Source organism: Pseudomonas putida W15Oct28 (assembly GCF_000708715.2).
Taxonomy (GTDB): Bacteria; Pseudomonadota; Gammaproteobacteria; order Pseudomonadales; family Pseudomonadaceae; genus Aquipseudomonas; species Aquipseudomonas putida_R.
Map to the genome: position 1 here is coordinate 67873 of NZ_JENB01000014.1, position 24483 is coordinate 92355.

A 24483-nucleotide genomic window follows, 5' to 3' on the forward strand; every position below is an offset into this window, starting at 1 on the left:
AATCAGGACTGATTATCATCTGGGCGTTCCAGCCTTGCGCTCCTCGCAAAGCCCTGACGAGACGCCTGATGAGCAAGATGACCCTGACGCTGGCTTTGGCACTGGCCCTTGCAGCCCCCGTTGCCCTGGCGCAGCCCGAGCGCAACCAGAAGATGGACACCTCGCTGCTGCAGCGTCAGGACCTGGCTTACCGCTTCAGCCAGCTCGACCTGGACTCGGCCGATGGCCAGCGTCATTACCGATTGTGGGTCGGCACGCCGAACCGCCCGGCGCCCGCATCGGGATACCCGGTGCTGTGGATGCTCGACGGCAATGCTGCGCTTGGCGCGCTGAACAGCCAGCAACTGGCCAAGCTTGCCGCCGGCCAGGCGCCTTTGCTGGTGGCCGTGGGGTACCAGACCGAGCAGCGTATCGAGCGGGCTGGGCGGACTTATGACTACACCCCCGCGTTGCCTGGGCAGGCCGAGCAGCGTGACCCGCTGACCGGCCTGCCCACTGGCGGCGTGGATGCATTTCTGGACCTGCTGACCGAGCGCATGCGGCCGATGGTGGCCGGGCTGGCCCCTATCGACCTGCAGCGACAGACGCTGTGGGGCCATTCCTACGGCGGGCTGGCCGTGCTGCATGCGCTATTCACCCGGCCCGGGGCGTTCAGTGACTACGCGGCGGCCAGCCCTTCGCTGTGGTGGCATGACGGGGCAATCGTGCATGAGGCGCAGGGGCTTGAACAACGCCTGGGCAACACCCCGGCGCGGCTGGTACTGATGCGCGGCAGCGAGGAACCTGCCAACCCCAGGGCGCAGGTAAAGGGCGATGTCGAGCGACCTGCGCGCGAACTGGCAGCGGACCTGGCCAAGGTAAAAGGCCTACAGGTGCGTTTCGAACGGTTCGAGGGGCTGGACCATGGGCAAATGCTGGGGGCATCGTTGAAGACGGTGATCGAGCAGCTGGCCAGATAACGCCCTGTTCGGCTCCGGCCTGCTGCGCCCTCTTGTCATCAGGGGTAGGTGTACTTGAGCAGGTACTGGCTCAGGTCGCGGAAGGCATCCCTGGAAATGCGGGGTACCAGGTCCGTGCTACGGCCAAGGGTCTTGCAACAGGCCATGACCATCTGCTGGCGCACCGGCCCATCGAGCATGCCGGCATGCACGACCTGGAAGAATTGAAGGTAGGCGCCAGAGCCGCTGCCTTCAGGGCTGCGCCGGATTTCAACCGGTGTGTCGTGGTAAGGCGCCCGGAAAAAGGGCTGGCCATCGTAGTCTGCCTGCGGGGTCAACACGCCATGGGCGTCACACGTGCTGTGGCACAGCACTTTGCTCTGCTGGTCCGTCTCGAAGCCTCGCTCATAAAGCGTAATCTGCGACCCAGGGGCCTGTGTGCAGGCGTGTTCGAAAGCGTTCAGGATCTTTTTGGCGTTCGCCTGCGAGGCCTGGATCTGCGATAACGCCACGAACCGCTCTATTTCGCCCTTGCCAACGCTCTTGACGCCACGATCCAGCGTCGCCCAATGGCTGAACTCCACTTTGCAGGCGATCATGTGAATCTCAAAGCGGTAACCAGCCTCTACAGCCGCAGGCGGGAAGCCGGCGAATGCTTCGTCGTCCAGTGCCGATTCCATGATGATGTTGTAGCGGTTGGCGAAGGCGTACTGGAAAACCTTGCCGCTCAATGCCCTGATGAACGTTTCGGTGTGCTCGTAAACATGCAACACACCGTGCTCGCTCATCTCGGCGTAGTGCGGGTGCAGTTTGCGGAACTCTGGCAGGTAAAGCCGCACATGGTTCTGATAGCGCTCGCTGGGCAGCAACTGCTTCTCCAGCAGGTAGGTCTTGCCCGACCCTTGCGCACCGGCAACGATGAGCATTTTCGGGGTTGGGTCACTTTCAGGCCCATCAGCTTCGCGCGCTTTGTCGAACAGCGCATTGTCGAGCTGGGCGAAGGCATCCTCCACGTCGCTTTCGGTGAACGGGTAAAGCGTAGCCATTCTGCAATCCTCAGGTGTCTGCCCCAAATGGGCTGGCCGACACTCTAGGAATTGCCCCGGCGCACAGTGTGGTAGTTAGTTAAGGCGCTGCTCGCTACCCCTTCACACACACGACCTGGTGCAGGGTATGAACCACTTCGACAAGCGCCTGCTGGGCACGCATTACCGCGTCGATGTCTTTGTACGCCATCGGGATCTCGTCGATCACTTCCTTGTCCTTGCGGCACTCCACATGTGCCGTGGCGCGCCGTTGGTCCTCGACGGTAAAGCGGCTTTTGGCCTTGGTGCGGCTCATCACGCGGCCGGCACCATGGCTGCACGAACAGAACGACTCCTCGTTGCCCAGCCCACGCACGATGAAGCTCTTGGCCCCCATCGACCCCGGGATGATGCCCAGTTCGCCCTGCTGTGCCGACACCGCCCCTTTGCGCGTGACCAGCACTTCGCGGCCAAAATGCTGCTCACGCTGTACATAGTTGTGGTGGCAGTTCACCGCTTCCAGGCGGGCCTCGAACGCTTTGCCCAGCGCCTTGCGGGCAGCACCGACCACGGCCAGCATCATCAGCTCGCGGTTCTGCCGGGCGTAGTCCTGCGCCCACTCCACCGCTTCGACGTAGTCGGCGAAATGGCGGCTGCCTTCTTCGAAATAGGCCAGGTCCTTGTCCGGCAGGTTGGCCAGGTGCTGACGCATGTCGGCCTGGGCCAGCTCGATGAACAGGTTGCCGATGGCATTGCCCACACCGCGCGAGCCGCTGTGCAGCATGAACCAGACGCGGTCGGCCTCATCCAGGCACACCTCGATGAAGTGGTTACCGCCGCCCAGGGTGCCCAGATGGTGCCGATTATTGGTCTTCTCCAGCCGCGGGTACTTGTCGGTAATGGCCTTGAAGCGCCCGGCCAGCTGGCCCCAGGCCTTGTCCGCCTTGGCCGGCACATCGGTCCAGGCGCCCTGGTCACGCTTGCCGAAGGTCTTGCCATGGGGCACCGCCTGCTCGATGGCACTGCGCAAGCCATGCAGGTTGTCTGGCAGGTCACGGGCGTGCAGCGAGGTGCGCGCGGCGATCATGCCGCAGCCGATGTCCACGCCAACCGCTGCGGGAATGATCGCGCCGACCGTGGGGATCACGCTGCCGATGGTCGAGCCCTTGCCCAGGTGCACGTCGGGCATCACCGCCAGGTGCTTGAAGATGAACGGCATCCTGGCCGTGTTCAGCAGTTGTTGGCGGGCCTCGTCTTCGACCGGCACGCCATCGGTCCACAGCTTGATCGGCTTGCCACCGGCGACCTGGAGAATATCCATGGGCTTGTTCCTCGAATGCATGACGGCATGATACCGCCAAAGGTCGTAGAGCCGTGGGTTGCCAGCGGGGTGGCAAGGTGCTGTATGCTTTAGCGGTCTTCAGGGCGGGGTGCAAGTCCCCACCGGCGGTAAATCGAAAGATGAGCCCGCGAGCGCCCCGGTCATGCCGGGGGTCAGCAGATCTGGTGCAACTCCAGAGCCGACGGTCATAGTCCGGATGAAAGAAGGCGTCAGGCAGGGGCCATCCGGGCGCCCCTGCGCGCGCATTTTGTTCGCCCCGAGACGTTCATCGATCATTCACGAGGAGCGTTTCATGTCCACCCGTAACCACCCGCAATTCCCCGCTGTATCCGCCGCCATCGCCGCCTTCAAGGCCGGGCGCCCTGTGCTGCTGCTTGACGATGACGACCGCGAGGACGAAGCGGACATCATTGCCGCTGCCGAAAACATTACGCTGCAGACCATGGCCATGATGATTCGCGACTGTAGCGGCATCGTCTGCCTGTGCCTGGACGAAGCCACCGTCGACGCACTGCAACTGGCGCCAATGGTGCAGAACAACCAGGCCCGCCACGGCACCGGTTTCACCGTCACCATCGAGGCCGCAGAAGGCATCACCACCGGGGTTTCTGCCCAGGACCGCATCACCACCATTGGCGCGGCACTGCGCTCCAGCGCCGAACAGCGCCATATCGTCAGCCCGGGGCATGTGTTCCCACTGCGCGCCCGCAATGGCGGGGTGCTGACCCGCCGTGGGCACACCGAAGGCTCGGTGGACCTGGCACGCCTGGCCGGCCTGCGCCCGGCGGCGGTGCTGTGCGAGCTGATGAACCCCGACGGCAGCATGGCCCGCGGCGAGCAGGTGGCGGTGTATGCGCGCCAGTACAACTTGCCGGTGCTGACCATCGAAGAGCTGGCGCGGTACCGCGAGGCGATGCTGGAGCTCGAAGCCGAGCCAGCCTGATAGAGCACCTTGGGGCTCTTCGCGGGCTTGCCCGCTCCCACAGGGTCTGCGCCGGGTTCAGAGCCGGTGCAATACCTGTGGGAGCGGGCAAGCCCGCGAAGAGGCCGACAAATCCAGACACATTGCCCCGGAAGTTTGCTCCCCCCGCCCCGCTCTGCTAGTGTCGCGCCGTTCTGAATGCCACCGAGACAGTCGCCATGGCCCGCAAAAAAGCCTCCCTCGATTTCGAGCAATCCCTCGCAGACCTGCAAGCTCTGGTCGAGCGCCTGGAGAACGGCGAGTTGTCGCTGGAAGAGTCGCTGGCCGCCTTCGAGCAAGGCATCGCCCTGACCCGTGATTGCCAGGGTGCCTTGGCCCAGGCCGAGCAGAAAGTGCAAATCCTGCTGGAACGCGACGGCGAACTGGCTGCACAGCCCTTCGACGCGGAGCCGGAAGCATGATCGGCACCTACCAGGCCAGTTGCCAGGCTCGGGTCGACGCCGCCCTCGAACCGCTGTTCGTCGCCCCGTCCAAAGAGCTGGAACGCCTTTACGCCGCCATGCACTACAGCGTGATGAACGGCGGCAAGCGCGTACGCCCGTTGCTGGCCTACGCGGCCTGCGAAGCCTTGGGCGCCCCGGCCGAACAGGCCAACGGCGCGGCCTGCGCGGTCGAACTGATCCACGCCTACTCGCTGGTGCATGACGACCTGCCAGCCATGGACGACGACGACCTGCGTCGCGGCCAACCCACTACCCACAAAGCATTTGACGAAGCCTGCGCCATCCTGGCTGGCGACGGTTTGCAGAGCCTGGCGTTCAGCGCCCTGCTCGACCCAGGCCTGAGCCCGCAGGCCGACAGCATTCGCCTGGCCATGGTCCAGGCCCTGGCCAAGGCTGCCGGCCCGGCAGGCATGGTCGGCGGCCAGGCCATCGACCTCGGCTCGGTGGGCCTGAAGCTGGACCAGCAGGCGCTGGAGTTCATGCACCGGCACAAGACCGGCGCACTGATTGAAGCCAGCGTACACCTCGGCGCCCTGGCCAGCGCCCGCGCCGAACAGGCGCAGCTGGATGCCCTGCAGGTTTATGCACAGGCCATCGGCCTGGCATTCCAGGTACAGGACGATATCCTCGACGTGGAAAGCGACACCGCCACCTTGGGCAAACGCCAGGGTGCTGACATAGCTCGTGACAAACCGACCTACCCGGCCCTGCTGGGCCTGGAAGCGGCCAAGGCCTATGCAATCGAACTGCGCGACCAGGCGCTGATCGCACTGCAAGGCTTCGGTGAAACGGCCGAACCGCTGCGGGCCTTGGCGCGCTACATCGTCGAACGCCGTAATTAAGCACTGATACCACTCCCTTTGTAGGAGCGGGTTTACCCGCGAATGCGTCGGTACATTCAGCACCGCATTCAGCACCGCATTCGCGGGCAAGCCCGCGCCTACAATGGGGTGTCGCAAACAGTGGTCGAATGGGCACTTTTCCCACAATGGGGTAAACTGCCGCGTCTTCACACACCTATAACGACTCGCCTGATGCCCACGACGTTTCAAGAGATCCCCCGCGAACGCCCGGTCACGCCGTTGCTCGACCGCGCTGACACGCCTGCCGGCCTGCGCCGGCTGGCCGAAGCCGACCTGGAGACCCTGGCCGACGAACTGCGCCAGGAACTGCTCTACACCGTGGGTCAGACCGGTGGGCATTTTGGCGCCGGTCTGGGCGTGATCGAGCTGACCATCGCCCTGCACTACGTGTTCGACACCCCGGACGACCGACTGGTGTGGGACGTGGGCCACCAGGCCTACCCGCACAAGATCCTCACCGGGCGCCGTAACCGCATGCTCAGCCTGCGCCAGAAGGACGGCATCGCCGCCTTCCCGCGCCGCAGCGAGAGCGAGTACGACACCTTCGGCGTCGGCCACTCCAGCACCTCGATCAGCGCTGCACTGGGCATGGCCATTGCCGCCCGTCTGCAGAACAGCGCACGCAAGTCGATCGCGGTGATCGGGGACGGCGCGCTGACTGCCGGCATGGCCTTCGAGGCGTTGAACCACGCCCAGGAAGTCAACGCCGACATGCTGGTGATCCTCAACGACAACGACATGTCGATTTCGCGCAATGTCGGCGGCCTGTCCAACTACCTGGCCAAGATCCTTTCCAGCCGCACCTACGCGAGCATGCGCGAGGGCAGCAAGAAGGTGCTGTCGCGCCTGCCAGGCGCCTGGGAAATCGCCCGCCGCACCGAGGAATACGCCAAGGGCATGCTGGTGCCGGGCACGCTGTTCGAAGAGCTGGGCTGGAACTACATCGGCCCCATCGACGGCCACGACCTGCCGACCATGATCGCCACCCTGCGCAACATGCGTGACCTGAAGGGCCCTCAGTTCCTGCACGTGGTGACCAAAAAGGGCAAGGGCTTCGCCCCGGCCGAGGTCGACCCGATCGGCTACCACGCCATCACCAAGCTGGAGCCGGCCGACAAACCTGCCGCGCCGAAGAAAGTCAGCGGCCCGAAATACTCTGCCGTGTTCGGCCAATGGCTGTGCGACATGGCCGCCGCCGACAACCGCCTGGTGGGCATTACCCCGGCGATGAAGGAAGGCTCCGACCTGGTGGACTTCAGCGAGCGCTACCCGGAACGCTACTTCGACGTGGCAATCGCCGAGCAGCACGCCGTCACCCTGGCGGCCGGCATGGCCTGCGAGGGCAGCAAGCCGGTGGTGGCGATCTACTCCACGTTCCTGCAGCGTGCCTACGACCAGCTGATCCACGACGTGGCCGTGCAGAACCTCGACGTGCTGTTCGCCATCGACCGCGCCGGCCTGGTTGGCGAAGACGGCCCGACCCATGCGGGCAGCTACGACCTTTCGTACCTTCGCTGCATCCCGGGCATGCTGGTGATGACCCCGAGCGACGAGAACGAGCTGCGCAAGATGCTCAACACCGGCCACCTGTACAACGGCCCGGCAGCCGTGCGCTACCCGCGTGGCACCGGCCCGAATGCGCCGATCAGCGGCGACCTGGAGCCACTGGAAATCGGCAAGGGCGTGGTTCGCCGCCAGGGTGAGAAAGTCGCCCTGCTGGTGTTTGGCGTGCAGTTGGCCGAGGCCATGCAGGTGGCCGAGCAGATCAACGCCACGGTGGTCGACATGCGGTTCGTCAAGCCACTGGACGAGGCCTTGGTGCTGGAACTGGCGGGTAGCCATGAGCTGCTGGTGACCATCGAAGAAAACGCCATCATGGGTGGCGCGGGTGCTGCGGTGGGTGAGTTCCTTGCCAGCCAGGCAGTGCTCAAGCCGCTGTTGCACCTGGGTTTGCCCGACATCTATGTCGAGCATGCCAAACCTGCGCAGATGCTGGCTGAGTGCGGGCTGGATGCGGCCGGGATCGAGGCTTCGGTGAAAGCTCGCATGGTCAGGCTCGGCTTGTAATCCCCGGGGCCGCTTTGCGGCCCATCGCGACACAAGGCCGCTCCTACATCGACCGCACAGCTCCCCGGGCTTATGCGATACCTGTGGGAGCTGGCTTGCCGGCGATGAGGCCCTGACAGGCCGCACAACCCAATCGCCCCAAGCCTCGCCCTTCTTGTAGGAGCGGCCTTGTGTCGCGATCGAGGGCGCAGCCCTCGCAAAATGGTACTGCCCATGAACGCCCCAACCTTTGCCACCCTGCTCTGCCTCCCCCTCCCGCTGCTGGCCACTGAGCGCGACGACGCCCTCAAGCTCCCCGACGTGCTGATCAGCGCCAGCCGCCAGGTCGAATCGCGCACCGCCACCAGCGCCGCCAACACCGTCTTCACCCGCACCGACATCGACCGCCTGCAACCCACCAGCGTCACCGACCTGCTCAGCCGCGTGCCCGGCGTGCAAGTGGCGCCTACCGGTGGCCGTGGCAGCCTGCCTGGCATCTTCATCCGTGGCACCAAGGCCGCACAAAGCCTGGTGCTGGTGGATGGTGTGCGCATTGCCAACGCCACCTCCGGCGACAGCGGCCTGCAGTTTCTCGACGTTGACCAGATCGAGCGGGTGGAAGTGCTGCGCGGCTCGCGTTCGGCGGTGTACGGCAGCGATGCCATTGGCGGGGTGATCCAGATCTTCACCCGGCGCAGCAGCGGCACCGGCTTGCAACCGCGCCTGCGCATGGCCGCCGGCAGCAACCAGACGTTCCAACGCAGCCTGGGGCTTTCAGGCGGGGATGGCGCAACCCGCTTCAACCTCGGCGCCAGCCTGGATGAAACTGCCGGCATCGACTCGACCGGGCCGTCGTTCGCCAGCGATGGTGACCACGACGCCTACCGCAACAAGTCGCTCAACCTGAGCCTGAGCCATACCTTCGGTGAGCGCTTCGAGGCCGGGCTGAACCTGCTCGACAGCCGTGGCCGCAGCGAATACGACAACCCGTTCGGCGGCTTCGACCCGGTCACCTTCGAAAGCTTCGGCCAAAAGCCCTACACCGATTTCAGCGTCAGCAGCCTGGGCAGCTACTTCGATGCCCAGCCCACCGACGCCTGGCATTCACGGCTGGAACTGGCCCACAGCGAGAACCGCGACGACAAGCGCGACAAGCTAAGCGCCGAGCGCTTCGTGTTCAATACCTACCGTGATCAGGTCACCTGGCAGAACGACCTGGCCCTGGGCGAGCGGAACAGCCTGCTGGTGGGTGGCGACTGGTACGAAGACCGCGTGCACGCCAGCACCGACTTCACCGAGGACAGCCGCTGGAACCGCGCCGTCTTCGTTCAGCACCGCTACCGGGGCGAGCAGTTTTCCACCGAAGTGGGCGTGCGCCATGACCGTAACCAGCAGTTCGGCGGCCAGACCACCTGGAGCGGCAGCCTGACCGTACCGTTGAACGCGCAGAATGATGTGCTGCTGTCCTACAGCGAAGGCTTTCGGGCGCCAACCTTCAACGACCTGTATTACCCCCAGTTCAGCAACCCGGACCTGGACCCCGAGCACTCCAGAAGCTACGAGCTGCAATGGCGCAGCCAGCTGACGGCGGACACCCGCCTGGAAACCTCGCTGTACCGCACCGACCTGCGTGATGCGATCGTGTTCGGCCAGGACTCGATACCCCGCAACGTCGCCTCGGCCCGTATCAACGGTTTCGAAATGGCCTTGGCGCAACAATGGGGCGCCTGGCACAGCCAGCTGGGCCTGGCACTGATCGACCCTCGCGACCGTGACAGCGGCCACACCCTCGCCCGCCGTGCACGCCGCACGCTGAGCCTGGACCTGGACCGTGAACTCGGGCGCTTCACCGTGGGCGCAGGCTGGCAAGCGGTCAGCGGCAGCTATGACGATGAGGCCAACCGCAACCGCGTCGGCGGCTATGGCCTGCTCGGTTTGCGCGGTAGCTGGGCAGCCACTGACGAACTGAAACTGGAAGCGAAGCTGGATAACCTGCTGGACCACACTTACAGCCGCGCCCTGTACAGCTACGAGAGCGCCTACCACCCCTACCGCGAAGAAGGCCGCACGCTGTTGTTCAGCGTTACCTGGACGCCGGCGCTTTAGCCGCGAGCAACGCGCACAGGCGGGCGGTGGCTTCGATCATCTGCCCGCTGGGCCGCTCAAGGCCTTTGTCGGGCACCACCAGCAAGCGGCCATCGGCAACCGCACGCAGTTGCGGCCAGGCCTTCCAGCTCGCCAGTTGCGCTGGATTGCCAGCCAGGATGACCTGTGGATTGCGCAGCAGCACAGACTCTACATTCACCTGCGGCGCCGGTTGGCTGAGGTCGGCGAACACATTGCGCGCCCCGCACACAGCCAGGGCATCGCTCACCACCTGCCGGCCACCCAGGGTGTACAACGGCTGGTCCCACACCTGGTAGAACACCTGCAATGGCTCATCACGCCGATACTGCTGGCGCAGCTGCCGCAGCCGTTCCCGCAGGGCCTGGGCGTACTGATGGCCTTGCCTGGCACGGCCGATGCGCTCGGCAATGGCTTCGATCTGCCCGATCAACTGGTCGATATCATGGGGTTCTGCACTGAAGGTGGCGATGCCCAGGCGCTTGAGCTGGTCGCGCTGGGCAGGCGGCACGCTGCCCGGCCAGAGCAGCAACAGGTCGGGGCGCAGGCTGAGCAGGCGCTCCATGTTCAGTTGCCCCTGGCGCCCGACCGAGGGCAGGTCGCGCAGCGCTGCCGGCCGCTCGTCACCGTCGAGCACGCCCACCAGCAGGTCGTCGGCCTGCAGTTCGAGCATGATTTCAGTCATCGAAGGCGCCAGGCTGACCACCCGCAGGGGTTCAGCGGCCAGCGCGGTGCAGGTGAACAGCGCCAGCAGGCCTGGCAGCAGGCGCATCAGCCGAGCTGGCGTGGAATGCGATAGAGGTACAGCACCACCACGGTAGACAGCGCCAGCAGGATCTGTGGCACCGCCTCCAGGCCCACCAGCACCGACAGTGCGGCGACCCAGGCCGGGAAGCAGGCATACAGCATGGCCATGCGCCGCACCCGCGCCAGTTCGATCCAGGCAGCGGGCTCTTCGCCCGTGCCGAGCACCTTGGAGGTGGCAATCAGTGCCCGCTTGTAGGCGCCGAAGCGTGGCAAGCTGAGGAACATGGTCGCCGCGCCGGCGATGAACAGTGGCATGGCTAGCACCGGGATCAGCGCGTCACCACCACCAAAGGCCCATGCCATGACCGGCAGCGGCACCAGGCCCATCGCCAGGTACTGCCACCAGGCCAGTGCCAGGCGCCGCTTGACCTCGGCGCGGGTCACGCCTGGGGCACCTCGCCCTGGTGTTCATTGCCCAGCATGTGGCCGAGTTTGCCGGCTTTGGTCGCCAGGTAGTAGCGGTTGTGCGGGTTGTGGCCGGTGTGCAGCGGCACACGTTCGGCAACCACGATGTTCATGTCGGTCAGGGCTTTGACCTTGCGCGGGTTGTTGGTCATCAGGCGCAGGGCTTTCACACCCAGATGCTCCAGCATCGGCAAGCAGATGGCGTAGTCGCGCTGGTCGGCGGCAAAGCCCAGGCGTTCATTGGCTTCGACGGTATCGGCGCCACCATCCTGCAGCTCGTAGGCGCGGATCTTGTTCAGCAGGCCGATGCCACGGCCTTCCTGGCGCAGGTACAGCAGCACCCCACGGCCTTCACGGGCGATGGCCTGCAGCGCGGCTTCCAGCTGCGAACCGCAGTCGCAGCGCTGGCTGAACAAGGCATCGCCGGTCAGGCACTCGGAGTGCAGGCGCCCCAGCACCGGCTGGCCGTCCGCGATGTCACCCAGGCTGAGCACTACGTGCTCGCGGCCAGTGGCTTCTTCGAGGAAGCCATGCATGGTGAAGGTCGCGAATGGCGTCGGGAGTTTAGAGGCGGCAACAAAGACGACGGGCACGTTGTGCTCCTGGAATAAGTTGGAAATTTCTCGTGGGGCGATTGTATCAGCCGGTTGCAGGCTGTGGGCGGGCTGAATACGGTGGGTTAAGATCGAAAAGTTCGATGCTTAGCAGCGACCCTCGCTCGATCCTGGACCTTGCCCGAATCCTTGTGGGAGCGGGCGTGCCCGCGAACACCGGCGTAGCCGGTGCCATTCACCGCGGTGGATTTTTCGCGGGCATGCCCGCTCCCACAGGGTCCGCGCCAAATCATGAAGCGGGTTGGTTCAATGCGGTCTGCTATCTGCAGTGAACGGGTACGGCTGCTTCCAGCGCTCGAAGATCGGCTTCAGCTCGCCACTGCGCACCAGCGCGTCCATACGCTTGTCGAACAGGTCACACAGTGCCTTGGCCTGGTCGTTGCGGGCGAAGGCCAGGTACAGCGGCAGTTCGGCCACATGGGTACGGCTGAAGCGCTCGGGCTGGGATGCCTGGCTCAGGACATAATCGACTTCGGTCTGTGCATCGATGTAGAAATCCACCCGGTCATGCTCGAGCATCGGCAGAATGCCTTCGCGGCGCTGGATTTCACGGAATTCATGCACATCTGGCAGGTAGCTGCCGTAATCGTAGCCACGCACCCAGGCCAGGCGATACGTGCCCACATTCTGCGGCGTAGGCGCAGGTTTGCTGGCCAGCCCCAGGGCGTAGATGTGGTCCATGTCGAAGTGCCAGCGCGGGTACAGGTTGTCGTCGTTCTCTTGCTTGTACGAGCCCACCCAGGCATCGGCTTCGCCACGCTTGACCAGCCCGACTGCACGGCTGTAGGGCGCGCTCTGGGTCACCACCTTGACCCCTGCCGGTTCGAACACCTTGCGTAGCACATCCCAGGCCACCCCGGTACCGTCAGCGTTGGTGTAGTCGAGCCACTCTTCGCTGACCAGGTGTATCTGCTTCGGCACGCCCTCAGCAGCCGCCACCCACGGGGCAACGCTCAGCAGCATTGCCAGCAGCACAGTCCTTATGGCCATTCACGCGCTCCCTGTTCAGGCAACCGCCCACACCAGAACCTGCATGCCCAGCCAGGCAAACACGCCGGCCAGGATATCGTCGAGCATGATGCCGACGCCCCCGTGCACATGGCGGTCGATCCAGCGGATCGGCCATGGCTTGAGAATGTCGAAGAAGCGGAACATCAGGAACCCTGCCAGCAACCACTGCCAGCCTTCCGGCACCAGCCAGAGGGTGATCCACATGCCGACGATCTCATCCCAGACAATGCCTTCATGGTCGTGGACGCGCAAGTCATTGGCGACTTTGCCGCACAACCAGAAGCCAAACAGCATGCTCACGCCCAGCAACAGCCAGTAGCCCCAGTCTGGCAGCATCTGCCACAACGGGATGAACGGTATGGCCACCAGCGAGCCCCAGGTACCCGGGGCCTTGGGCAAGGTGCCAGAACCGAAGCCAAACGCGATGAAGTGCCACGGGTTGCGCCAGACCGAAGGCGGAACAAACTCCGCAGGCACCTGATTGGGGTGGTCGGTCACGGTGTCTCCCTAAAGTGTTGATAGCCCCGCTGAACGGGGGTGATGTCCTGGCCCTGCGCGTCGCGCAAGGTGACACCCTGCCCTTCGAGCACACGGCCAATGGTATGCACCTCGACAACGCCGAAGTCAGCCAGGTGCGCCAGCGCCTCAGGCGGCAGCGTGAACGCCAGCACGTAATCGTCACCACCGGTGAGGGCTGCCTGCACTGCCGCTTCGCGACCGAGGAACGCCTCTACAGCAGGAGACACTGGCACCTGGGCCAGGTTCACCTCCAGCGCAACGCCGGACGCCTTGGCGATGTGCCCGCAATCAGCCAGCAGGCCGTCGGAGATGTCCAGCGCCGCCGTGGCCCGGCCACGCAGCAGCGTGCCGAGGGTGAGCTGCGGCATTGGCGACCAGTAATGGGCCAGCAGCGGCTCGGCCTGCTCGGCAGGCGCCTCGCGTTCACCCAGCACCAGTGGTAGCGCGCCGGCCGCCTTGCCCAGCACGCCGCCGACGCACAGCAGGTCGCCTGGCCGTGCACCGCTACGGCGCAACGCCTGGCCCGCCGGAACGCGGCCAAAAACGGTGACGGTGATGCTCAGCGGACCGCGGGTAGTATCACCCCCGATCAGGCTCATGCGGCAACGGTGGGCCATGCGGCTGAGGCCGTCGGCATAGGCCGCCAGCCAGTCAGGGCCAACGTCAGGCAGGGTCAAGGCGAGGGTGAAGCCGATCGCGGTCGCGCCCATGGCGGCCAGGTCACTGGCGGCCACGGCCAACGAACGCTGGCCAAGCAGCAGCGGATCGCAGACAGCGGGAAAGTGCACCCCAGCGACCAGGGTGTCGGTCGACACCGCCAGTTGCTCACCGGGGGGAAGGGCTAGCAGGGCGCAGTCGTCGCCGATACCCAGGGCCACGCCCTCGCCGCCCTGCGCACAAGGCGCGGCGGCGAAGTAATGGTTGATCAGCTCGAACTCACCCATGGCTCTACAGCGCCAGAATCAGCGCTTGTTCGCCTTGACTTCGGCTTCACGCAGCGACGGTGCCAGCTTGTCCAGCACGCCGTTGACGAACTTGTGGCCGTCGGTGGCACCGAAGACCTTGGCCAGCTCGACACCTTCGTTGATCACCACGCGGTACGGTACGTCGACGCGCTTGATGAACTCCCAGGTGGACAGGCGCAGCACGGCCAGCTCGACCGGGTCGAGCTCTTCCAGCGTCATAGTCATGCAAGGCACCAGCGCCTTGTCGATTTCGCCCTTGATTGCCGGAACCCCATGCAGGATTTCACGGAAATAGGCACCGTCGACATCGGTGAAATCGTTATCCACCCGGAACTGCGCTTCGATCTCGTTCAGCGAATGCTGCGCCATGTGCCACTGGTACAGTGCCTGGGTCGCGAGCTTGCGGGCTTCGCGGCGCTTGGCGCTTTTCGAGGGCTTGCCGGCATCCGCAGGTTTTGGATCGCGCGGGTTGAAACGATCGCTTTCGTCGCTAATCACTTGGCCTCCAACTGCGCCAGCAGGCTGACCATTTCCAGAGCGGACAGGGCAGCTTCAGCACCTTTGTTGCCGGCTTTGGTGCCGGAACGCTCAATGGCTTGTTCGATGGAGTCGACGGTCAGTACGCCGAAGGCCACCGGAACACCGAACTCCATGGACACCTGGGCCAGGCCCTTGGTGCATTCGCCCGCCACGTATTCGAAGTGCGGGGTACCACCACGGATCACGGCGCCCAAGGCGATGATCGCGTCGTAGGCGCCTTGCTGGGCGACCTTCTGTGCTACCAGCGGGATTTCAAAAGCGCCCGGGGCACGGATGATGGTGATGTCGCTTTCGCTGACACCGTGGCGTACCAGGGCATCAACGGCACCGCTTACCAGGCTTTCAACGACGAAGCTGTTGAAGCGGCCAACCACCAAAGCATAGCGACCTTTGGGGGCGATGAAGGTACCTTCGATGGTCTTCAGGGTCATTCCGATATTCTCATCTTCAATAGCGAGGCCGCATACAAGCGGCCTCGACTGGGGTCTGGACTCGAGCAGAGGGCGTCAATGCCGCCTCAAGTCACTCGGAGGGCACGTATTCTACAACTTCCAGATCGAATCCGGATATCGCGTTGAACTTCATCGGCGAACTCATCAGGCGCATCTTGCGCACACCAAGGTCGCGCAGGATCTGCGAACCGGCACCCACGGTGCTGTAGGTGGTCGGAGCCTTGGTCGGCGCATCGCCCGCGCTTTCGCGGATGTGCGCCAGCAGCACGTCGCCGTCCAGCGGGTGGCCCAGCAGCAAAACCACGCCGCTGCCGGCCTCGGCCACGGCGGCCATGGCAGCACGCAGGCTCCAGCGGCCTGGTTGCTTGACCAGCAGCAGGTCGCGCAGCGGGTCCATGTTGTGCACACGCACCAGGGTCGGCTCTTCGGCGCAGATCTTGCCCAGGGTCAGGGCCAGGTGCACGTCGCCTTCCACTGCGTCGCGGTAGGTGACCAGGTTGAACTCGCCCAGCTCGCTTTCCACCGGCTGCTCGGACACACGCTGCACGGTGCGCTCGTGGATCATGCGGTAGTGGATCAGGTCGGCAATGGTGCCGATCTTCAGGCCATGCTCGGCGGCGAACACTTCCAGCTCGGCGCGGCGCGACATGGTGCCGTCGTCGTTCATCACTTCGCAGATCACGCCACTTGGCTCGAAACCGGCCATGCGCGCCAGGTCGCAGGCAGCCTCGGTGTGGCCGGCGCGGGCCAGGGTACCGCCAGGCTGGGCCATCAGCGGGAAGATATGCCCAGGGCTGACGATGTCTTCGGCCTTGGCATCCTTGGCCGCAGCGGCCTGCACGGTGCGTGCACGGTCGGCGGCGGAGATACCGGTGGTGACGCCTTCGGCGGCTTCGATCGACACGGTGAACTTGGTGCCGAAGCCCGAGCCATTGCGCGGTGCCATCAGCGGCAGCTTCAGCGTTTCGCAACGCTCGCGGGTCATCGGCATGCAGATCAGGCCACGGGCGTGCTTGGCCATGAAGTTGATGTGCTCGGGCAGGCAGCATTCGGCTGCCATGATGATGTCGCCTTCGTTCTCGCGGTCTTCGTCATCCATGAGGATGACCATTTTGCCCTGGCGGATGTCTTCGACCAGTTCTTCGATGCTGTTGAGCGCCACGCGGCACCCCCTTCTCAATCAGGATTTCAAGAAGCCGTTGGCGGCCAGGAAGCTTTCGGTAATGCCACTGCCCTTGCTCGGTTCGGCAGCCTTGTCACCCAGCAGCAAGCGCTCCAGGTAACGGGCCAGCAGGTCGACCTCAAGGTTTACCCGACGCCCTGCGCGGTAGTCGGCCATGATGGTTTCGGACAGGGTGTGCGGGACAATGGTCAGCTCGAACTCGGCGCCATTGACCTCATTGACCGTCAGGCTGGTGCCGTCGACGGTGATCGAACCCTTGTGGGCGATGTACTTGGCCAGCTCCTTGGGTGCACGCACACGGAACTGGATGGCGCGGGCGTTATCGCTGCGCGAGATGATTTCGCCGACGCCGTCGACATGGCCGCTGACCAGGTGCCCACCCAGGCGGGTGGTGGGGGTCAGGGCTTTCTCCAGGTTGACCTTGCTGCCGCTCTTGAAGTCGATGAACGCGGTGCGTTTGAGGGTTTCGACGCTGACGTCGGCCCAGAAGCCATCGCCCGGCAGTTCGACGGCGGTCAGGCATACACCGTTGACGGCAATGCTGTCGCCGAGCTTGACGTCACCCAGGTCGAGCTTGCCGGTTTCGACGTAGACGCGCACATCCCCACCCTTGGGGGTGAGGCTGCGGATGGTGCCGATGGATTCGATGATGCCGGTGAACATGGGGTCTTCCTCAAAAACGGTTTGCACGGGGCAAGCCCGGCATTATACGCCGGGCGCCGGCAGGGGGATGGCCGTGACCCGCCAGTCATCGCCCACTGCGCGCATTTCGGTAATTTTCAAGCGCGGCGCTTCGCTCATCTTGTCCAGTGGCCAGTCCAGCAACGGGCGGGCCTGGGAGCCGAGGAAGGTGCCGGCGACGAACAGCTGATACTCGTCGACCAGGCCTTGGCGGGCAAAGGCACCCACCAGGCCGGCACCGGCCTCCAGCAGGATCTCGTTGACGCCTCGGGCCGCCAGGGCCTGCAGCAGCGCCGGCAGGTCGACCTGGCCATTGTCACCTGGCAGGCTCAACAATTCGTGGCCGGCAGCGGCATAGCGCGGGTCATCTGCGACAGCGGTCACCACAAGTGCCGGGCCGGCCTGGAAGAACGGCGCATCCAGTGGCAGGCGCAGGCGGCCATCGACCAAGACCCGCAGCGGTGTGCGGCTGAGTACCAAGGCGGTGGTTTCGGCATCCAGGCCCAGCTCGGCGCTCCGCACGGTCATCCGTGCGTTGTCGGCCAGCACGCTGGCAGCGCTGGTCAGCACCACGCTGGAGCGGGCGCGCAGGCGCTGTACCGCCGAACGGGCAGCCGGGCCGGTAATCCACTGGCTTTCGCCACTGGCCATGGCGGTGCGGCCGTCCAGGCTCATGGCCAACTTGGCGCGCACGAACGGCAGGCCAGTTTCCATCCGCTTGAGAAAACCCGGGTTGAGGGCGCGGGCCTCGGCTTCGAGCACGCCACTGGCCACCTCGATACCGGCCTCGGCGAGGCGCCGCAGGCCTTGCCCCGCCACTTGCGGGTTAGGGTCCTGCATGGCGACCACCACCCGCGCCACGCCGGCCTTGACCAGCGCCTCGGCACACGGCGGCGTGCGGCCATGGTGGCTGCACGGTTCAAGGGTAACGTAGGCACAGGCGCCGCGGGCACGCTCACCGGCCTGGCGCAGGGCATGCACCTCGGCATGCGGCTCGCCGGCGCGCACGTGCCAGCCTTCGCCGACCACTTCGCCATCGCGTACGATCACGCAGCCTACGCGCGGGTTCGGGTGGGTGGTGTACAGGCCTTTGCGCGCCAGCTCCAGCGCGCGGGCCATGTAGTGGGCGTCAAGGATGGCGGCTTGGCTGGGCATGTTCACTCTTTAGCCGGCTCACGGGCCAGGCGGTCGATTTCTTCGCGGAACTCGTCCAGGTCCTGGAAGCGCCGGTACACCGAGGCAAAGCGGATATAGGCCACCTCGTCGAGCTTGCGCAGCTCGGCCATGACCATTTCACCCACCACCAGCGATTTGACTTCACGCTCGCCAGTGGCACGCAGGCGGCTCTTGATGTGCGCCAGCGCCGCTTCCAGGCGCTCGACGCTGACCGGGCGCTTTTCCAGGGCCCGTTGCATGCCGGCGCGCAGCTTGTCTTCGTCGAAAGGCTGGCGCGTGCCGTCCTGCTTGATCAGCCGGGGCAGCACCAGTTCGGCGGTTTCGAAGGTGGTGAAGCGCTCGCCACAGGCCACGCATTCGCGGCGGCGGCGCACCTGCTCGCCCTCGGCAACGAGGCGAGAGTCGATGACCTTGGTGTCGTTGGCACCGCAAAAGGGACAGTGCATGGTGGCAGGCAACAAAAAAAGGGAGGGCCATGGTAGCGCATTGCACTGGCAAGACAAGCCAAAGGGGTTAACATCCATGGGAAATCTGCCCGTTAAGGACTCCCCCATGCACTACCGAGCGCTCGTCGTGCTGTGCTGCGCCGCCCTGCTCGCCGCTTGCGGCAGCGACAGGCCGAAGACCGATACGCCCCCGGCGCCCACGCCAACCCGCTCGGCCAAACCGGCCGAAGTCCTGGGCCCGTTGCCGGCCTACCAGCGCGAGCTGAGCGGCACCTTGCTGGAAATCCCGGCCGGTGCCGACGTGGAACTGGCCTTGCTGGTCATCGACGAACGCGACCGCCCGCAACGCCTGCTGGCCAGCAGCAACCTGACCGGCACCGGGCAAGCCCTGCCCTACCACCTTCGCTTCAACCCCGAGGCCTTCCCGGCCGGCGCGCGGGTCGAGCTGCGTGGCCGCGCCAGCAGTTCCGGCCAGCTGATCATGCACCTGCCGCCGGTACGTATCAGCCAGGCCCAGACCCAGGCCACCGGCCCGCTGCGTTTCGAGAAGGCGCCGTAAGTGGCGCCACTGGCCCTGCAACAGGCCCTCAGCGGCCTGATCGGCGAAGCGCGCCTGATCGTCAGCGAGCTGCCCGGCTGTGACCTGAAGCTATGGCTGATCGACGACCAGAACATGGACCGCGCCTTCAGCAGCGACGAAACCCGGCGCATTCTTGAAGAGCCGCCCTACTGGAGCTTTTGCTGGGCCAGTGGCCTGGCCATGGCCCGCTACCTGGCCGAGCGCCCGGAATGGGTGGCCGGCAAGCGCGTGCTGGACTTTGGCGCCGGCTCCGGTATCGCCGGCATTGCCGCCGCGCGCGCCGGGGCACTGGAAGTGGTGGCCTGCGACCTCGACCCGCTGGCCCTCGATGCCTGCCGCGCCAATGCCGCGCTGAACGGGGTCGAACTCAGTTACAGCAGCGACTTCTTTGCCGAGGATGACCGCTTCGACCTGATCCTGGTTGCCGATGTGCTGTACGACCGCGCCAACCTGCCGCTGCTGGATGCCTTCCTCGGTCGCGGCCGTCAGGCGCTGGTGGCCGACTCGCGGGTACGCGACTTCAGCCACCCGCTGTACCAGCAGTTGGGCGTGCTCGAAGCACTGACCCTGCCGGACCTGGCCGAGCCACACGAATTCCGCAGGGTCAGCCTGTACCACGCCAGCCGCGACGCCTTATAGTGGTGCTATTCACGAGTTTGCGAGAGTCGCGATGACCCAAGACACGCCTTACATTTTCGACGCTACCGATGCCACCTTCCAACAACTGGTGATCGAGAACTCTTTCCACAAGCCGGTGCTGGTGGACTTTTGGGCCGAGTGGTGTGCGCCGTGCAAGGCACTGATGCCGTTGCTGGCCAAGATCACCGAGGGTTACCAGGGCGAGCTGCTGCTGGCCAAGATCAACTGCGACGTGGAACAACAGGTGGTTGCCCAGTTCGGCATCCGCAGCCTGCCGACCGTGGTGCTGTTCAAGGACGGCCAACCGGTGGACGGTTTTGCCGGGGCTCAGCCGGAATCGGCGATTCGCGCCATGCTCGAACCGCACGTGCAGATGCCTGCTGCGCCTACCGCTTCGCCACTGGAGCAGGCCAAGGCACTGTTTGCCGAAAGCCGCTTTGCCGAAGCCGAAGCGCTGTTGCAGGCGCTGTTGGGTGAGGACAACAGCAATGCCGAAGCGCTGATCCTGTACGCCCGCTGCCTGGCCGAACGCGGTGAACTGGGCGAGGCCCAGGTGGTGCTGGATGCGGTCAAGACCGATGAGCACAAGGCTGCCCTGGCCGGCGCCAAGGCCCAGCTGACCTTCCTGCGCCAGGCCGCCAGCCTGCCGGAAGTGGCCGACCTGAAAACCCGCCTGGCGCAGAACCCGCAAGACGACGAAGCGGCTTACCAGCTGAGCATCCAGCAACTGGCCCGCCAGCAGTACGAGGCGGCGCTGGATGGGCTGCTGAAACTGTTCCAGCGTAACCGTGGCTACGAGAACGGGCTGCCGCAGAAGGCAATGCTGCAGGTGTTCGAGTTGCTGGGGGGGGATCACCCGCTGGTTGGCGTTTATCGTCGCAAGCTGTCGGCGGCCATGTTCTGACCTGAAGTTATTTGCGAGGGCTTCGCCCTCGTTCGCGGGCACGCCCGCTCCCACAGGACATCCACTGCATTCAAGCCTGGTGGCCTACCTGTGGGAGCGGGCGTGCCCGCGAAGAGGCCAGAACAGGCAATACCAATTTAACCAACCCAGTGATAGACCGGCGCATCCGCGCCACTTTCCACCTTCACCTCACTGCTGTGCCGCAAGCGCACCAGCAGTCTTTTGCCCGCCGCAGTGCTCCCCGCCAGCCCTTCCAGCCGGTCCAGCAACTCCGGCCCGCTCATCTGCCCGGCAAGGCGCAGCACATCACGCGCTGCTGTCCACTGCCCGTCATCCTGGCGCGGCGCCGCAACAGTAGCCGTCGCAGCATCCTGCGCCACTGCCGGCACCTCGATTTGCCTACCCAGTTGCGCCCACTCTTCAGGCGCCAGCTCAATGGTCAGGTCCACCGGCCAGTCACCAATCTGTCCACGAATTCTCATGATGCATTCCTTGAGCCCAGGTCAATGCAGCCATGCTACCGCAACATGAAACCTTCGCCACGCGGGCTGGCGGCAAGCAGAAAAGTTGTTATAACATTACTCAATCTTCCAGCCCGCCCCGGAGTCGTCCATGCGTCGCCTGCTGCTCGCCCTGCCCTTCGCCTTGCTGCCACTGGCCGTGGCCCATGCCCACGATGACGACCATGATCATGACCACGCCCACGGCACGCTCGGCGCACACGAGCATGGCGTGGCCAAGCTCAACGTCGTGCTTGATGGCAACACCCTGGAGCTGGAACTGGACAGCCCGGCAATGAACCTGGTGGGCTTCGAGCATGCCGCCAGCAACGATGCCGACAAGGCCAAGGTCGCTGCCGTGCGCCAGCAACTGGAACAACCCCTCAAGCTGTTCGGCCTTTCTGCAGCAGCAAACTGCAAGGAAGAACAGCAGGAGCTGGAAAGCCCACTGTTTGGTGACGCCGCCAAAGCCGACGACGAGGGTGACGAGCACGCGCATGGCCACCAGCACAGCGACATCGGCGCCCATTACCAACTGACCTGCGCCAACCCCGACAAACTGGCACAGGTGGACTTGGCTCCGCTGTTCAAGGCCTTCCCGGCCACCCAGAAAATCAACGTGCAACTGATCGGCCCCAACGGCCAGAAAGGCGTGGAAACCACGCCGGCCAAGGCAGCGGTCGCCTTCTGAATGAGCCAGCCGTTGATCGAACTGCATGACCTGGTGTTCGCCTGGCCAGGTCAGCCGCCGCTGCTGGATATCCCGGCATTTCGCCTGGGCGCTGGTGAGGCTCTGTTCCTGAAGGGCCCCAGTGGCAGCGGCAAGACCACCTTGCTCGGCTTGTTGGGCGGGGTGAACGTACCGGCCCAGGGCCGCATCCAGTTGCTAGGGCAGAATCTCGGCAAGCTGGGCCAGGGCGCCCGCGACCGATTTCGGGTCGATCACACGGGTTACATCTTCCAGCAGTTCAACCTGCTGCCATTCCTCTCGGTACGTGAAAACGTCGAGCTGCCCTGCCGCTTCTCGCAAAGCCGCAAGGCCCGCGCCGAGCAGCGCCATGGCAGCGTTGACCAGGCGGCCAGCACACTGCTGGCCCACCTGGGCCTGGACGACCCCGCCCTGCTCGCCCGCCGCGCCGACAGCCTGTCGATCGGCCAGCAGCAGCGGGTCGCCGCCGCACGCGCCCTGATCGGCCAGCCAGAACTGGTGATTGCCGACGAACCGACCTCGGCGCTGGATGCTGACACACGCGAAGCGTTCATCCGCCTGCTGTTCGATGAATGCCGCGCAGCCGGTGCCAGTCTGCTGTTCGTCAGCCACGACCAGAGCCTGGCGCCACTGTTCGACCGTCACCTTTCCCTGGCCGACCTCAACCGCGCCGCCAAGCCCCGGGAGGCCTGATGTACCTGCTCCGCCTTGCCCTGGCCAGCCTGGCCAACCGCCGCTTCACCGCCTTTCTCACCGCCTTTGCCATCGCCCTGTCAGTGTGCCTGCTGCTGGCGGTGGAACGCGTTCGCACCGAAGCACGCGCCAGCTTCGCCAGCACCATCAGCGGCACCGACCTCATCGTCGGCGCCCGCTCCGGCTCGGTGAACCTGCTGCTGTATTCGGTGTTCCGCATTGGCAACGCGACCAACAACATCCGCTGGGACAGCTTCCAGCACTATGCACAGGACCCGCGAGTGAAGTGGGCGATCCCTATCTCGCTGGGCGACTCGCACCGCGGCTACAGGGTGATGGGCACCACGACGGATTACTTCAGCCATTACCAGTACGGCCGCCGCCAGCATCTGGAACTGAGCCAGGGGCGTGAGTTTGCCAGCGACCCGTTCGAGGTGGTGCTCGGCGCTGAAGTGGCCGAGGCGTTGCACTACAAGCTGGGTGACAAGCTGGTGCTGGCCCACGGCGTGGCAGCCATCAGCCTGGTCAAGCATGACGACAAGCCGTTCACCGTGGTAGGTGTGCTCAAGCGCACCGGCACACCGGTCGACCGCACCCTGCATATCGGCCTGGGCGGTATGGAGGCCATCCATATCGACTGGCACAACGGCGTACCGGCCCGAGGGGCCGGGCGCATCAGCGCCGACCAGGCACGCACGATGGACCTGCAACCTGCCGCCATCACCGCGTTCATGCTGGGCCTGAACAACAAGATCGCGACGTTCAGCCTGCAGCGGGAGATCAACGAGTACCGCAGCGAGCCGTTGCTGGCAATCTTGCCTGGGGTAGCCCTGCAAGAGCTGTGGAGCCTGATGGGCACGGCGGAACAAGCGTTGTTCGTGGTGTCGTTGTTCGTGGTGCTGACCGGCCTGATAGGCATGCTCACGGCGATTCTTACCAGCCTCAACGAGCGCCGACGGGAGATGGCGATCTTGCGTTCGGTCGGGGCCAGGCCCTGGCATATTGCGGGGCTGCTGGTGCTGGAAGCGCTGTCACTGGCAGCGGTCGGGATCGTGGCCGGGCTTGGCTTGCTGTATGCGGGGATTGCCCTGGCGCAGGGGTACGTGCAGGCCAGCTATGGCTTGTATCTGCCATTGGCACTGCCCAGTGCTCATGAATGGACCTTGCTGGCTATCATCCTGGGGGCGGCGTTGCTGATGGGCAGCGTGCCGGCGTGGCGGGCCTATCGGCAGTCGCTGGCCGATGGTTTGTCGATCCACCTCTGAGACCCCGTAATGATCAGAAACCTCACCGCCTGCTTCGCGGGCACGCCCGCTCCCACAGGGTTATCCACAAGCCTCAGGCTTTTTAGAGGACCTATGAAGAGGCCGGCAATGCACATGCTGCTGGCCCTGCTGTTGCTGATAGCAATGCCTCTATGGGCCGCCGAACCCAAGGAGCTGGACTGGCCCGCCCTGATCCCTGAGGGCGCCCCGGTCATTCCGCCGCAGCTGGCGCCGCTGCACGACATGTCGCAGCTCAGCAACGCCCTGTCTGCCGAGTCCGCCCCAGCCGCGCGCCAGCAAGCCCCCGACGCCCCGGTGGTGAAAAGCCTCGACGGCCAGCAGGTCAAGCTGCCTGGCTACATCGTGCCGCTGGAGGTGAGCGAAGAAGGCCGCACCACCGAATTCCTGCTGGTCCCTTACTACGGTGCGTGCATCCACGTGCCGCCCCCGCCGTCGAACCAGATCGTGCATATTTTCAGCGAGATGGGCGTGCGCGTCGAAGACCTGTACCAGCCCTACTGGATCGAGGGAAAGATGCAGGTTAGAGCCTCCAGCAGCGAACTGGCCGACGCCGGCTACCAGATGGAAGCCGAGAAAATATACGTTTATGAGCTGAGATGAGAACTGTTTC

Annotated in this window: 28 protein-coding genes and 1 riboswitch; of the genes, 13 read left to right on the forward strand and 15 right to left on the reverse strand. The window is 64.9% G+C overall.

Annotated features, from left to right (window positions below; all coding sequences use genetic code 11):
- Positions 1–68 precede the first annotated feature (68 nt).
- A complete protein-coding gene (locus AK81_RS12030; protein WP_043199349.1) occupies positions 69–959 on the forward strand; it encodes an alpha/beta hydrolase in 891 nt (296 codons plus the stop codon).
- Between the two features lie 38 nt (positions 960–997).
- Here the strand turns inward: AK81_RS12030 and AK81_RS12035 are convergent, their stop codons facing one another.
- On the reverse strand, positions 998–1984 hold the full coding sequence (locus AK81_RS12035; protein WP_043199350.1) for a zeta toxin family protein: 987 nt from the start codon (positions 1982–1984) through the stop codon (positions 998–1000).
- Positions 1985–2078: 94 nt separating this feature from the next.
- The gene (locus AK81_RS12040; protein WP_430298106.1) at positions 2079–3305 is read right to left on the reverse strand and encodes an RtcB family protein; all 1227 of its coding nucleotides are present in this window, start codon (positions 3303–3305) and stop codon (positions 2079–2081) included.
- A 70-nt stretch (positions 3306–3375) separates the two neighbouring features.
- Positions 3376–3517, forward strand: a riboswitch (FMN riboswitch).
- Positions 3518–3597: 80 nt separating this feature from the next.
- Here AK81_RS12040 and ribB point away from each other — a divergent pair.
- From ribB to AK81_RS12065, 5 genes are all read left to right on the forward strand, one after another.
- Complete coding sequence (gene ribB / locus AK81_RS12045; RefSeq protein ID WP_043199353.1) at positions 3598–4248, forward strand: 3,4-dihydroxy-2-butanone-4-phosphate synthase; 651 nt, start codon at positions 3598–3600, stop codon at positions 4246–4248.
- Positions 4249–4445: 197 nt separating this feature from the next.
- Complete coding sequence (locus tag AK81_RS12050; RefSeq protein WP_003255380.1) at positions 4446–4688, forward strand: exodeoxyribonuclease VII small subunit; 243 nt, start codon at positions 4446–4448, stop codon at positions 4686–4688.
- Positions 4685–5572, forward strand: coding sequence for a (2E,6E)-farnesyl diphosphate synthase (gene ispA, locus AK81_RS12055; protein WP_043199354.1), 888 nt, complete (start codon positions 4685–4687; stop codon positions 5570–5572). Before AK81_RS12050 ends, ispA begins: the two co-directional genes overlap by 4 nt.
- 192 nt (positions 5573–5764) lie before the next feature.
- On the forward strand, positions 5765–7660 hold the full coding sequence (dxs, locus tag AK81_RS12060) for a 1-deoxy-D-xylulose-5-phosphate synthase (RefSeq protein ID WP_043199356.1): 1896 nt from the start codon (positions 5765–5767) through the stop codon (positions 7658–7660).
- A 213-nt stretch (positions 7661–7873) separates the two neighbouring features.
- Positions 7874–9745, forward strand: coding sequence for a TonB-dependent receptor domain-containing protein (locus AK81_RS12065; RefSeq protein ID WP_043199358.1), 1872 nt, complete (start codon positions 7874–7876; stop codon positions 9743–9745).
- On the opposite strand, the gene AK81_RS12070 is transcribed toward AK81_RS12065, so the two are convergent.
- The 12 genes from AK81_RS12070 to nrdR all read right to left on the reverse strand — a co-directional run bounded on the left by AK81_RS12070 (position 9723) and on the right by nrdR (position 18562).
- Positions 9723–10535 carry a cobalamin-binding protein gene (locus AK81_RS12070; protein ID WP_043199360.1) on the reverse strand — a complete coding sequence of 271 codons (813 nt, stop codon included), beginning with the start codon at positions 10533–10535 and terminating at the stop codon, positions 9723–9725. The genes AK81_RS12065 and AK81_RS12070 overlap by 23 nt on opposite strands.
- The gene (locus AK81_RS12075; protein WP_016497785.1) at positions 10535–10954 is read right to left on the reverse strand and encodes a hypothetical protein; all 420 of its coding nucleotides are present in this window, start codon (positions 10952–10954) and stop codon (positions 10535–10537) included. Before AK81_RS12075 ends, AK81_RS12070 begins: the two co-directional genes overlap by 1 nt.
- Positions 10951–11568, reverse strand: coding sequence for a GTP cyclohydrolase II (gene ribA, locus AK81_RS12080; protein WP_043199361.1), 618 nt, complete (start codon positions 11566–11568; stop codon positions 10951–10953). The genes AK81_RS12075 and ribA overlap by 4 nt, the downstream gene beginning before the upstream one ends.
- Positions 11569–11835: 267 nt before the next feature.
- Positions 11836–12579 carry a substrate-binding periplasmic protein gene (locus AK81_RS12085; RefSeq protein ID WP_043199362.1) on the reverse strand — a complete coding sequence of 248 codons (744 nt, stop codon included), beginning with the start codon at positions 12577–12579 and terminating at the stop codon, positions 11836–11838.
- A 15-nt stretch (positions 12580–12594) separates the two neighbouring features.
- The gene (locus AK81_RS12090; RefSeq protein WP_003255391.1) at positions 12595–13098 is read right to left on the reverse strand and encodes a phosphatidylglycerophosphatase A family protein; all 504 of its coding nucleotides are present in this window, start codon (positions 13096–13098) and stop codon (positions 12595–12597) included.
- Positions 13095–14063 carry a thiamine-phosphate kinase gene (thiL, locus tag AK81_RS12095; RefSeq protein WP_043199363.1) on the reverse strand — a complete coding sequence of 323 codons (969 nt, stop codon included), beginning with the start codon at positions 14061–14063 and terminating at the stop codon, positions 13095–13097. The genes AK81_RS12090 and thiL overlap by 4 nt, the downstream gene beginning before the upstream one ends.
- A gap of 18 nt (positions 14064–14081) precedes the next feature.
- Positions 14082–14582: a transcription antitermination factor NusB gene (nusB, locus tag AK81_RS12100; RefSeq protein WP_016497782.1), complete on the reverse strand. Its 501-nt coding sequence runs from the start codon at positions 14580–14582 to the stop codon at positions 14082–14084.
- On the reverse strand, positions 14579–15055 hold the full coding sequence (ribH, locus tag AK81_RS12105; protein WP_003255395.1) for a 6,7-dimethyl-8-ribityllumazine synthase: 477 nt from the start codon (positions 15053–15055) through the stop codon (positions 14579–14581). Before ribH ends, nusB begins: the two co-directional genes overlap by 4 nt.
- A gap of 91 nt (positions 15056–15146) precedes the next feature.
- On the reverse strand, positions 15147–16238 hold the full coding sequence (gene ribBA, locus AK81_RS12110; protein WP_019472340.1) for a bifunctional 3,4-dihydroxy-2-butanone-4-phosphate synthase/GTP cyclohydrolase II: 1092 nt from the start codon (positions 16236–16238) through the stop codon (positions 15147–15149).
- Positions 16239–16256: 18 nt separating this feature from the next.
- Positions 16257–16922 (reverse strand): riboflavin synthase, encoded by a 666-nt coding sequence (locus AK81_RS12115; protein WP_043199366.1) that lies wholly within the window; start codon positions 16920–16922, stop codon positions 16257–16259.
- Positions 16923–16964: 42 nt separating this feature from the next.
- Positions 16965–18095, reverse strand: coding sequence for a bifunctional diaminohydroxyphosphoribosylaminopyrimidine deaminase/5-amino-6-(5-phosphoribosylamino)uracil reductase RibD (gene ribD / locus AK81_RS12120; RefSeq protein WP_043199367.1), 1131 nt, complete (start codon positions 18093–18095; stop codon positions 16965–16967).
- A 2-nt stretch (positions 18096–18097) separates the two neighbouring features.
- Positions 18098–18562, reverse strand: coding sequence for a transcriptional regulator NrdR (nrdR, locus tag AK81_RS12125; protein WP_009685710.1), 465 nt, complete (start codon positions 18560–18562; stop codon positions 18098–18100).
- 106 nt (positions 18563–18668) lie between these two features.
- Here nrdR and AK81_RS12130 point away from each other — a divergent pair, with 106 nt between their 5' ends.
- From AK81_RS12130 to trxA, 3 genes are read left to right on the forward strand one after another with little or no spacing between them, the layout of a single operon-like run.
- On the forward strand, positions 18669–19121 hold the full coding sequence (locus AK81_RS12130) for a YbaY family lipoprotein (RefSeq protein WP_016484694.1): 453 nt from the start codon (positions 18669–18671) through the stop codon (positions 19119–19121).
- Entirely contained in the window at positions 19122–19781 is a 660-nt protein-coding gene (locus AK81_RS12135) for a class I SAM-dependent methyltransferase (RefSeq protein ID WP_019472337.1), read from the forward strand.
- Positions 19782–19812: 31 nt separating this feature from the next.
- Positions 19813–20685 carry a thioredoxin gene (gene trxA / locus AK81_RS12140; protein WP_043199370.1) on the forward strand — a complete coding sequence of 291 codons (873 nt, stop codon included), beginning with the start codon at positions 19813–19815 and terminating at the stop codon, positions 20683–20685.
- Positions 20686–20822: 137 nt separating this feature from the next.
- Here the strand turns inward: trxA and AK81_RS12145 are convergent, their stop codons facing one another.
- Positions 20823–21167, reverse strand: a complete 345-nt coding sequence (locus AK81_RS12145; protein ID WP_043199373.1) for a hypothetical protein — start codon at positions 21165–21167, stop codon at positions 20823–20825.
- 130 nt (positions 21168–21297) lie between these two features.
- On the opposite strand from AK81_RS12145, the gene AK81_RS12150 reads away from it, so the two are divergent.
- The 4 genes from AK81_RS12150 to AK81_RS12165 all read left to right on the forward strand — a co-directional run bounded on the left by AK81_RS12150 (position 21298) and on the right by AK81_RS12165 (position 24473).
- On the forward strand, positions 21298–21876 hold the full coding sequence (locus AK81_RS12150) for a DUF2796 domain-containing protein (RefSeq protein ID WP_043199374.1): 579 nt from the start codon (positions 21298–21300) through the stop codon (positions 21874–21876).
- Positions 21877–22587: an ABC transporter ATP-binding protein gene (locus AK81_RS12155; RefSeq protein WP_043199376.1), complete on the forward strand. Its 711-nt coding sequence runs from the start codon at positions 21877–21879 to the stop codon at positions 22585–22587.
- Positions 22587–23852 carry an ABC transporter permease gene (locus AK81_RS12160; protein ID WP_043199377.1) on the forward strand — a complete coding sequence of 422 codons (1266 nt, stop codon included), beginning with the start codon at positions 22587–22589 and terminating at the stop codon, positions 23850–23852. The genes AK81_RS12155 and AK81_RS12160 overlap by 1 nt, the downstream gene beginning before the upstream one ends.
- Positions 23853–23960: 108 nt before the next feature.
- Positions 23961–24473, forward strand: coding sequence for a DUF3299 domain-containing protein (locus AK81_RS12165; protein WP_043199378.1), 513 nt, complete (start codon positions 23961–23963; stop codon positions 24471–24473).
- Positions 24474–24483: the final 10 nt, after the last annotated feature.

Bases quoted from the DNA above. Each gene is read 5' to 3' on its own strand.
- ribD (WP_043199367.1), bottom strand. From the start codon at position 18,095: ATGCCCAGCCAAGCCGCCATCCTTGACGCCCACTACATGGCCCGCGCG.
- ribB (WP_043199353.1), top strand. From the start codon at position 3,598: ATGTCCACCCGTAACCACCCGCAATTCCCCGCTGTATCCGCCGCCATC.
- AK81_RS12160 (WP_043199377.1), top strand. From the start codon at position 22,587: ATGTACCTGCTCCGCCTTGCCCTGGCCAGCCTGGCCAACCGCCGCTTC.
- trxA (WP_043199370.1), top strand. From the start codon at position 19,813: ATGACCCAAGACACGCCTTACATTTTCGACGCTACCGATGCCACCTTC.
- thiL (WP_043199363.1), bottom strand. From the start codon at position 14,063: ATGGGTGAGTTCGAGCTGATCAACCATTACTTCGCCGCCGCGCCTTGT.
- AK81_RS12155 (WP_043199376.1), top strand. From the start codon at position 21,877: ATGAGCCAGCCGTTGATCGAACTGCATGACCTGGTGTTCGCCTGGCCA.
- AK81_RS12030 (WP_043199349.1), top strand. From the start codon at position 69: ATGAGCAAGATGACCCTGACGCTGGCTTTGGCACTGGCCCTTGCAGCC.
- AK81_RS12065 (WP_043199358.1), top strand. From the start codon at position 7,874: ATGAACGCCCCAACCTTTGCCACCCTGCTCTGCCTCCCCCTCCCGCTG.
- AK81_RS12035 (WP_043199350.1), bottom strand. From the start codon at position 1,984: ATGGCTACGCTTTACCCGTTCACCGAAAGCGACGTGGAGGATGCCTTC.
- AK81_RS12085 (WP_043199362.1), bottom strand. From the start codon at position 12,579: ATGGCCATAAGGACTGTGCTGCTGGCAATGCTGCTGAGCGTTGCCCCG.
- AK81_RS12115 (WP_043199366.1), bottom strand. From the start codon at position 16,922: ATGTTCACCGGCATCATCGAATCCATCGGCACCATCCGCAGCCTCACC.
- ribH (WP_003255395.1), bottom strand. From the start codon at position 15,055: ATGACCCTGAAGACCATCGAAGGTACCTTCATCGCCCCCAAAGGTCGC.
- nrdR (WP_009685710.1), bottom strand. From the start codon at position 18,562: ATGCACTGTCCCTTTTGCGGTGCCAACGACACCAAGGTCATCGACTCT.
- AK81_RS12040 (WP_430298106.1), bottom strand. From the start codon at position 3,305: ATGCATTCGAGGAACAAGCCCATGGATATTCTCCAGGTCGCCGGTGGC.
- ispA (WP_043199354.1), top strand. From the start codon at position 4,685: ATGATCGGCACCTACCAGGCCAGTTGCCAGGCTCGGGTCGACGCCGCC.
- AK81_RS12150 (WP_043199374.1), top strand. From the start codon at position 21,298: ATGCGTCGCCTGCTGCTCGCCCTGCCCTTCGCCTTGCTGCCACTGGCC.
- AK81_RS12165 (WP_043199378.1), top strand. From the start codon at position 23,961: ATGCACATGCTGCTGGCCCTGCTGTTGCTGATAGCAATGCCTCTATGG.
- AK81_RS12050 (WP_003255380.1), top strand. From the start codon at position 4,446: ATGGCCCGCAAAAAAGCCTCCCTCGATTTCGAGCAATCCCTCGCAGAC.
- AK81_RS12130 (WP_016484694.1), top strand. From the start codon at position 18,669: ATGCACTACCGAGCGCTCGTCGTGCTGTGCTGCGCCGCCCTGCTCGCC.
- AK81_RS12145 (WP_043199373.1), bottom strand. From the start codon at position 21,167: ATGAGAATTCGTGGACAGATTGGTGACTGGCCGGTGGACCTGACCATT.
- dxs (WP_043199356.1), top strand. From the start codon at position 5,765: ATGCCCACGACGTTTCAAGAGATCCCCCGCGAACGCCCGGTCACGCCG.
- AK81_RS12070 (WP_043199360.1), bottom strand. From the start codon at position 10,535: ATGCGCCTGCTGCCAGGCCTGCTGGCGCTGTTCACCTGCACCGCGCTG.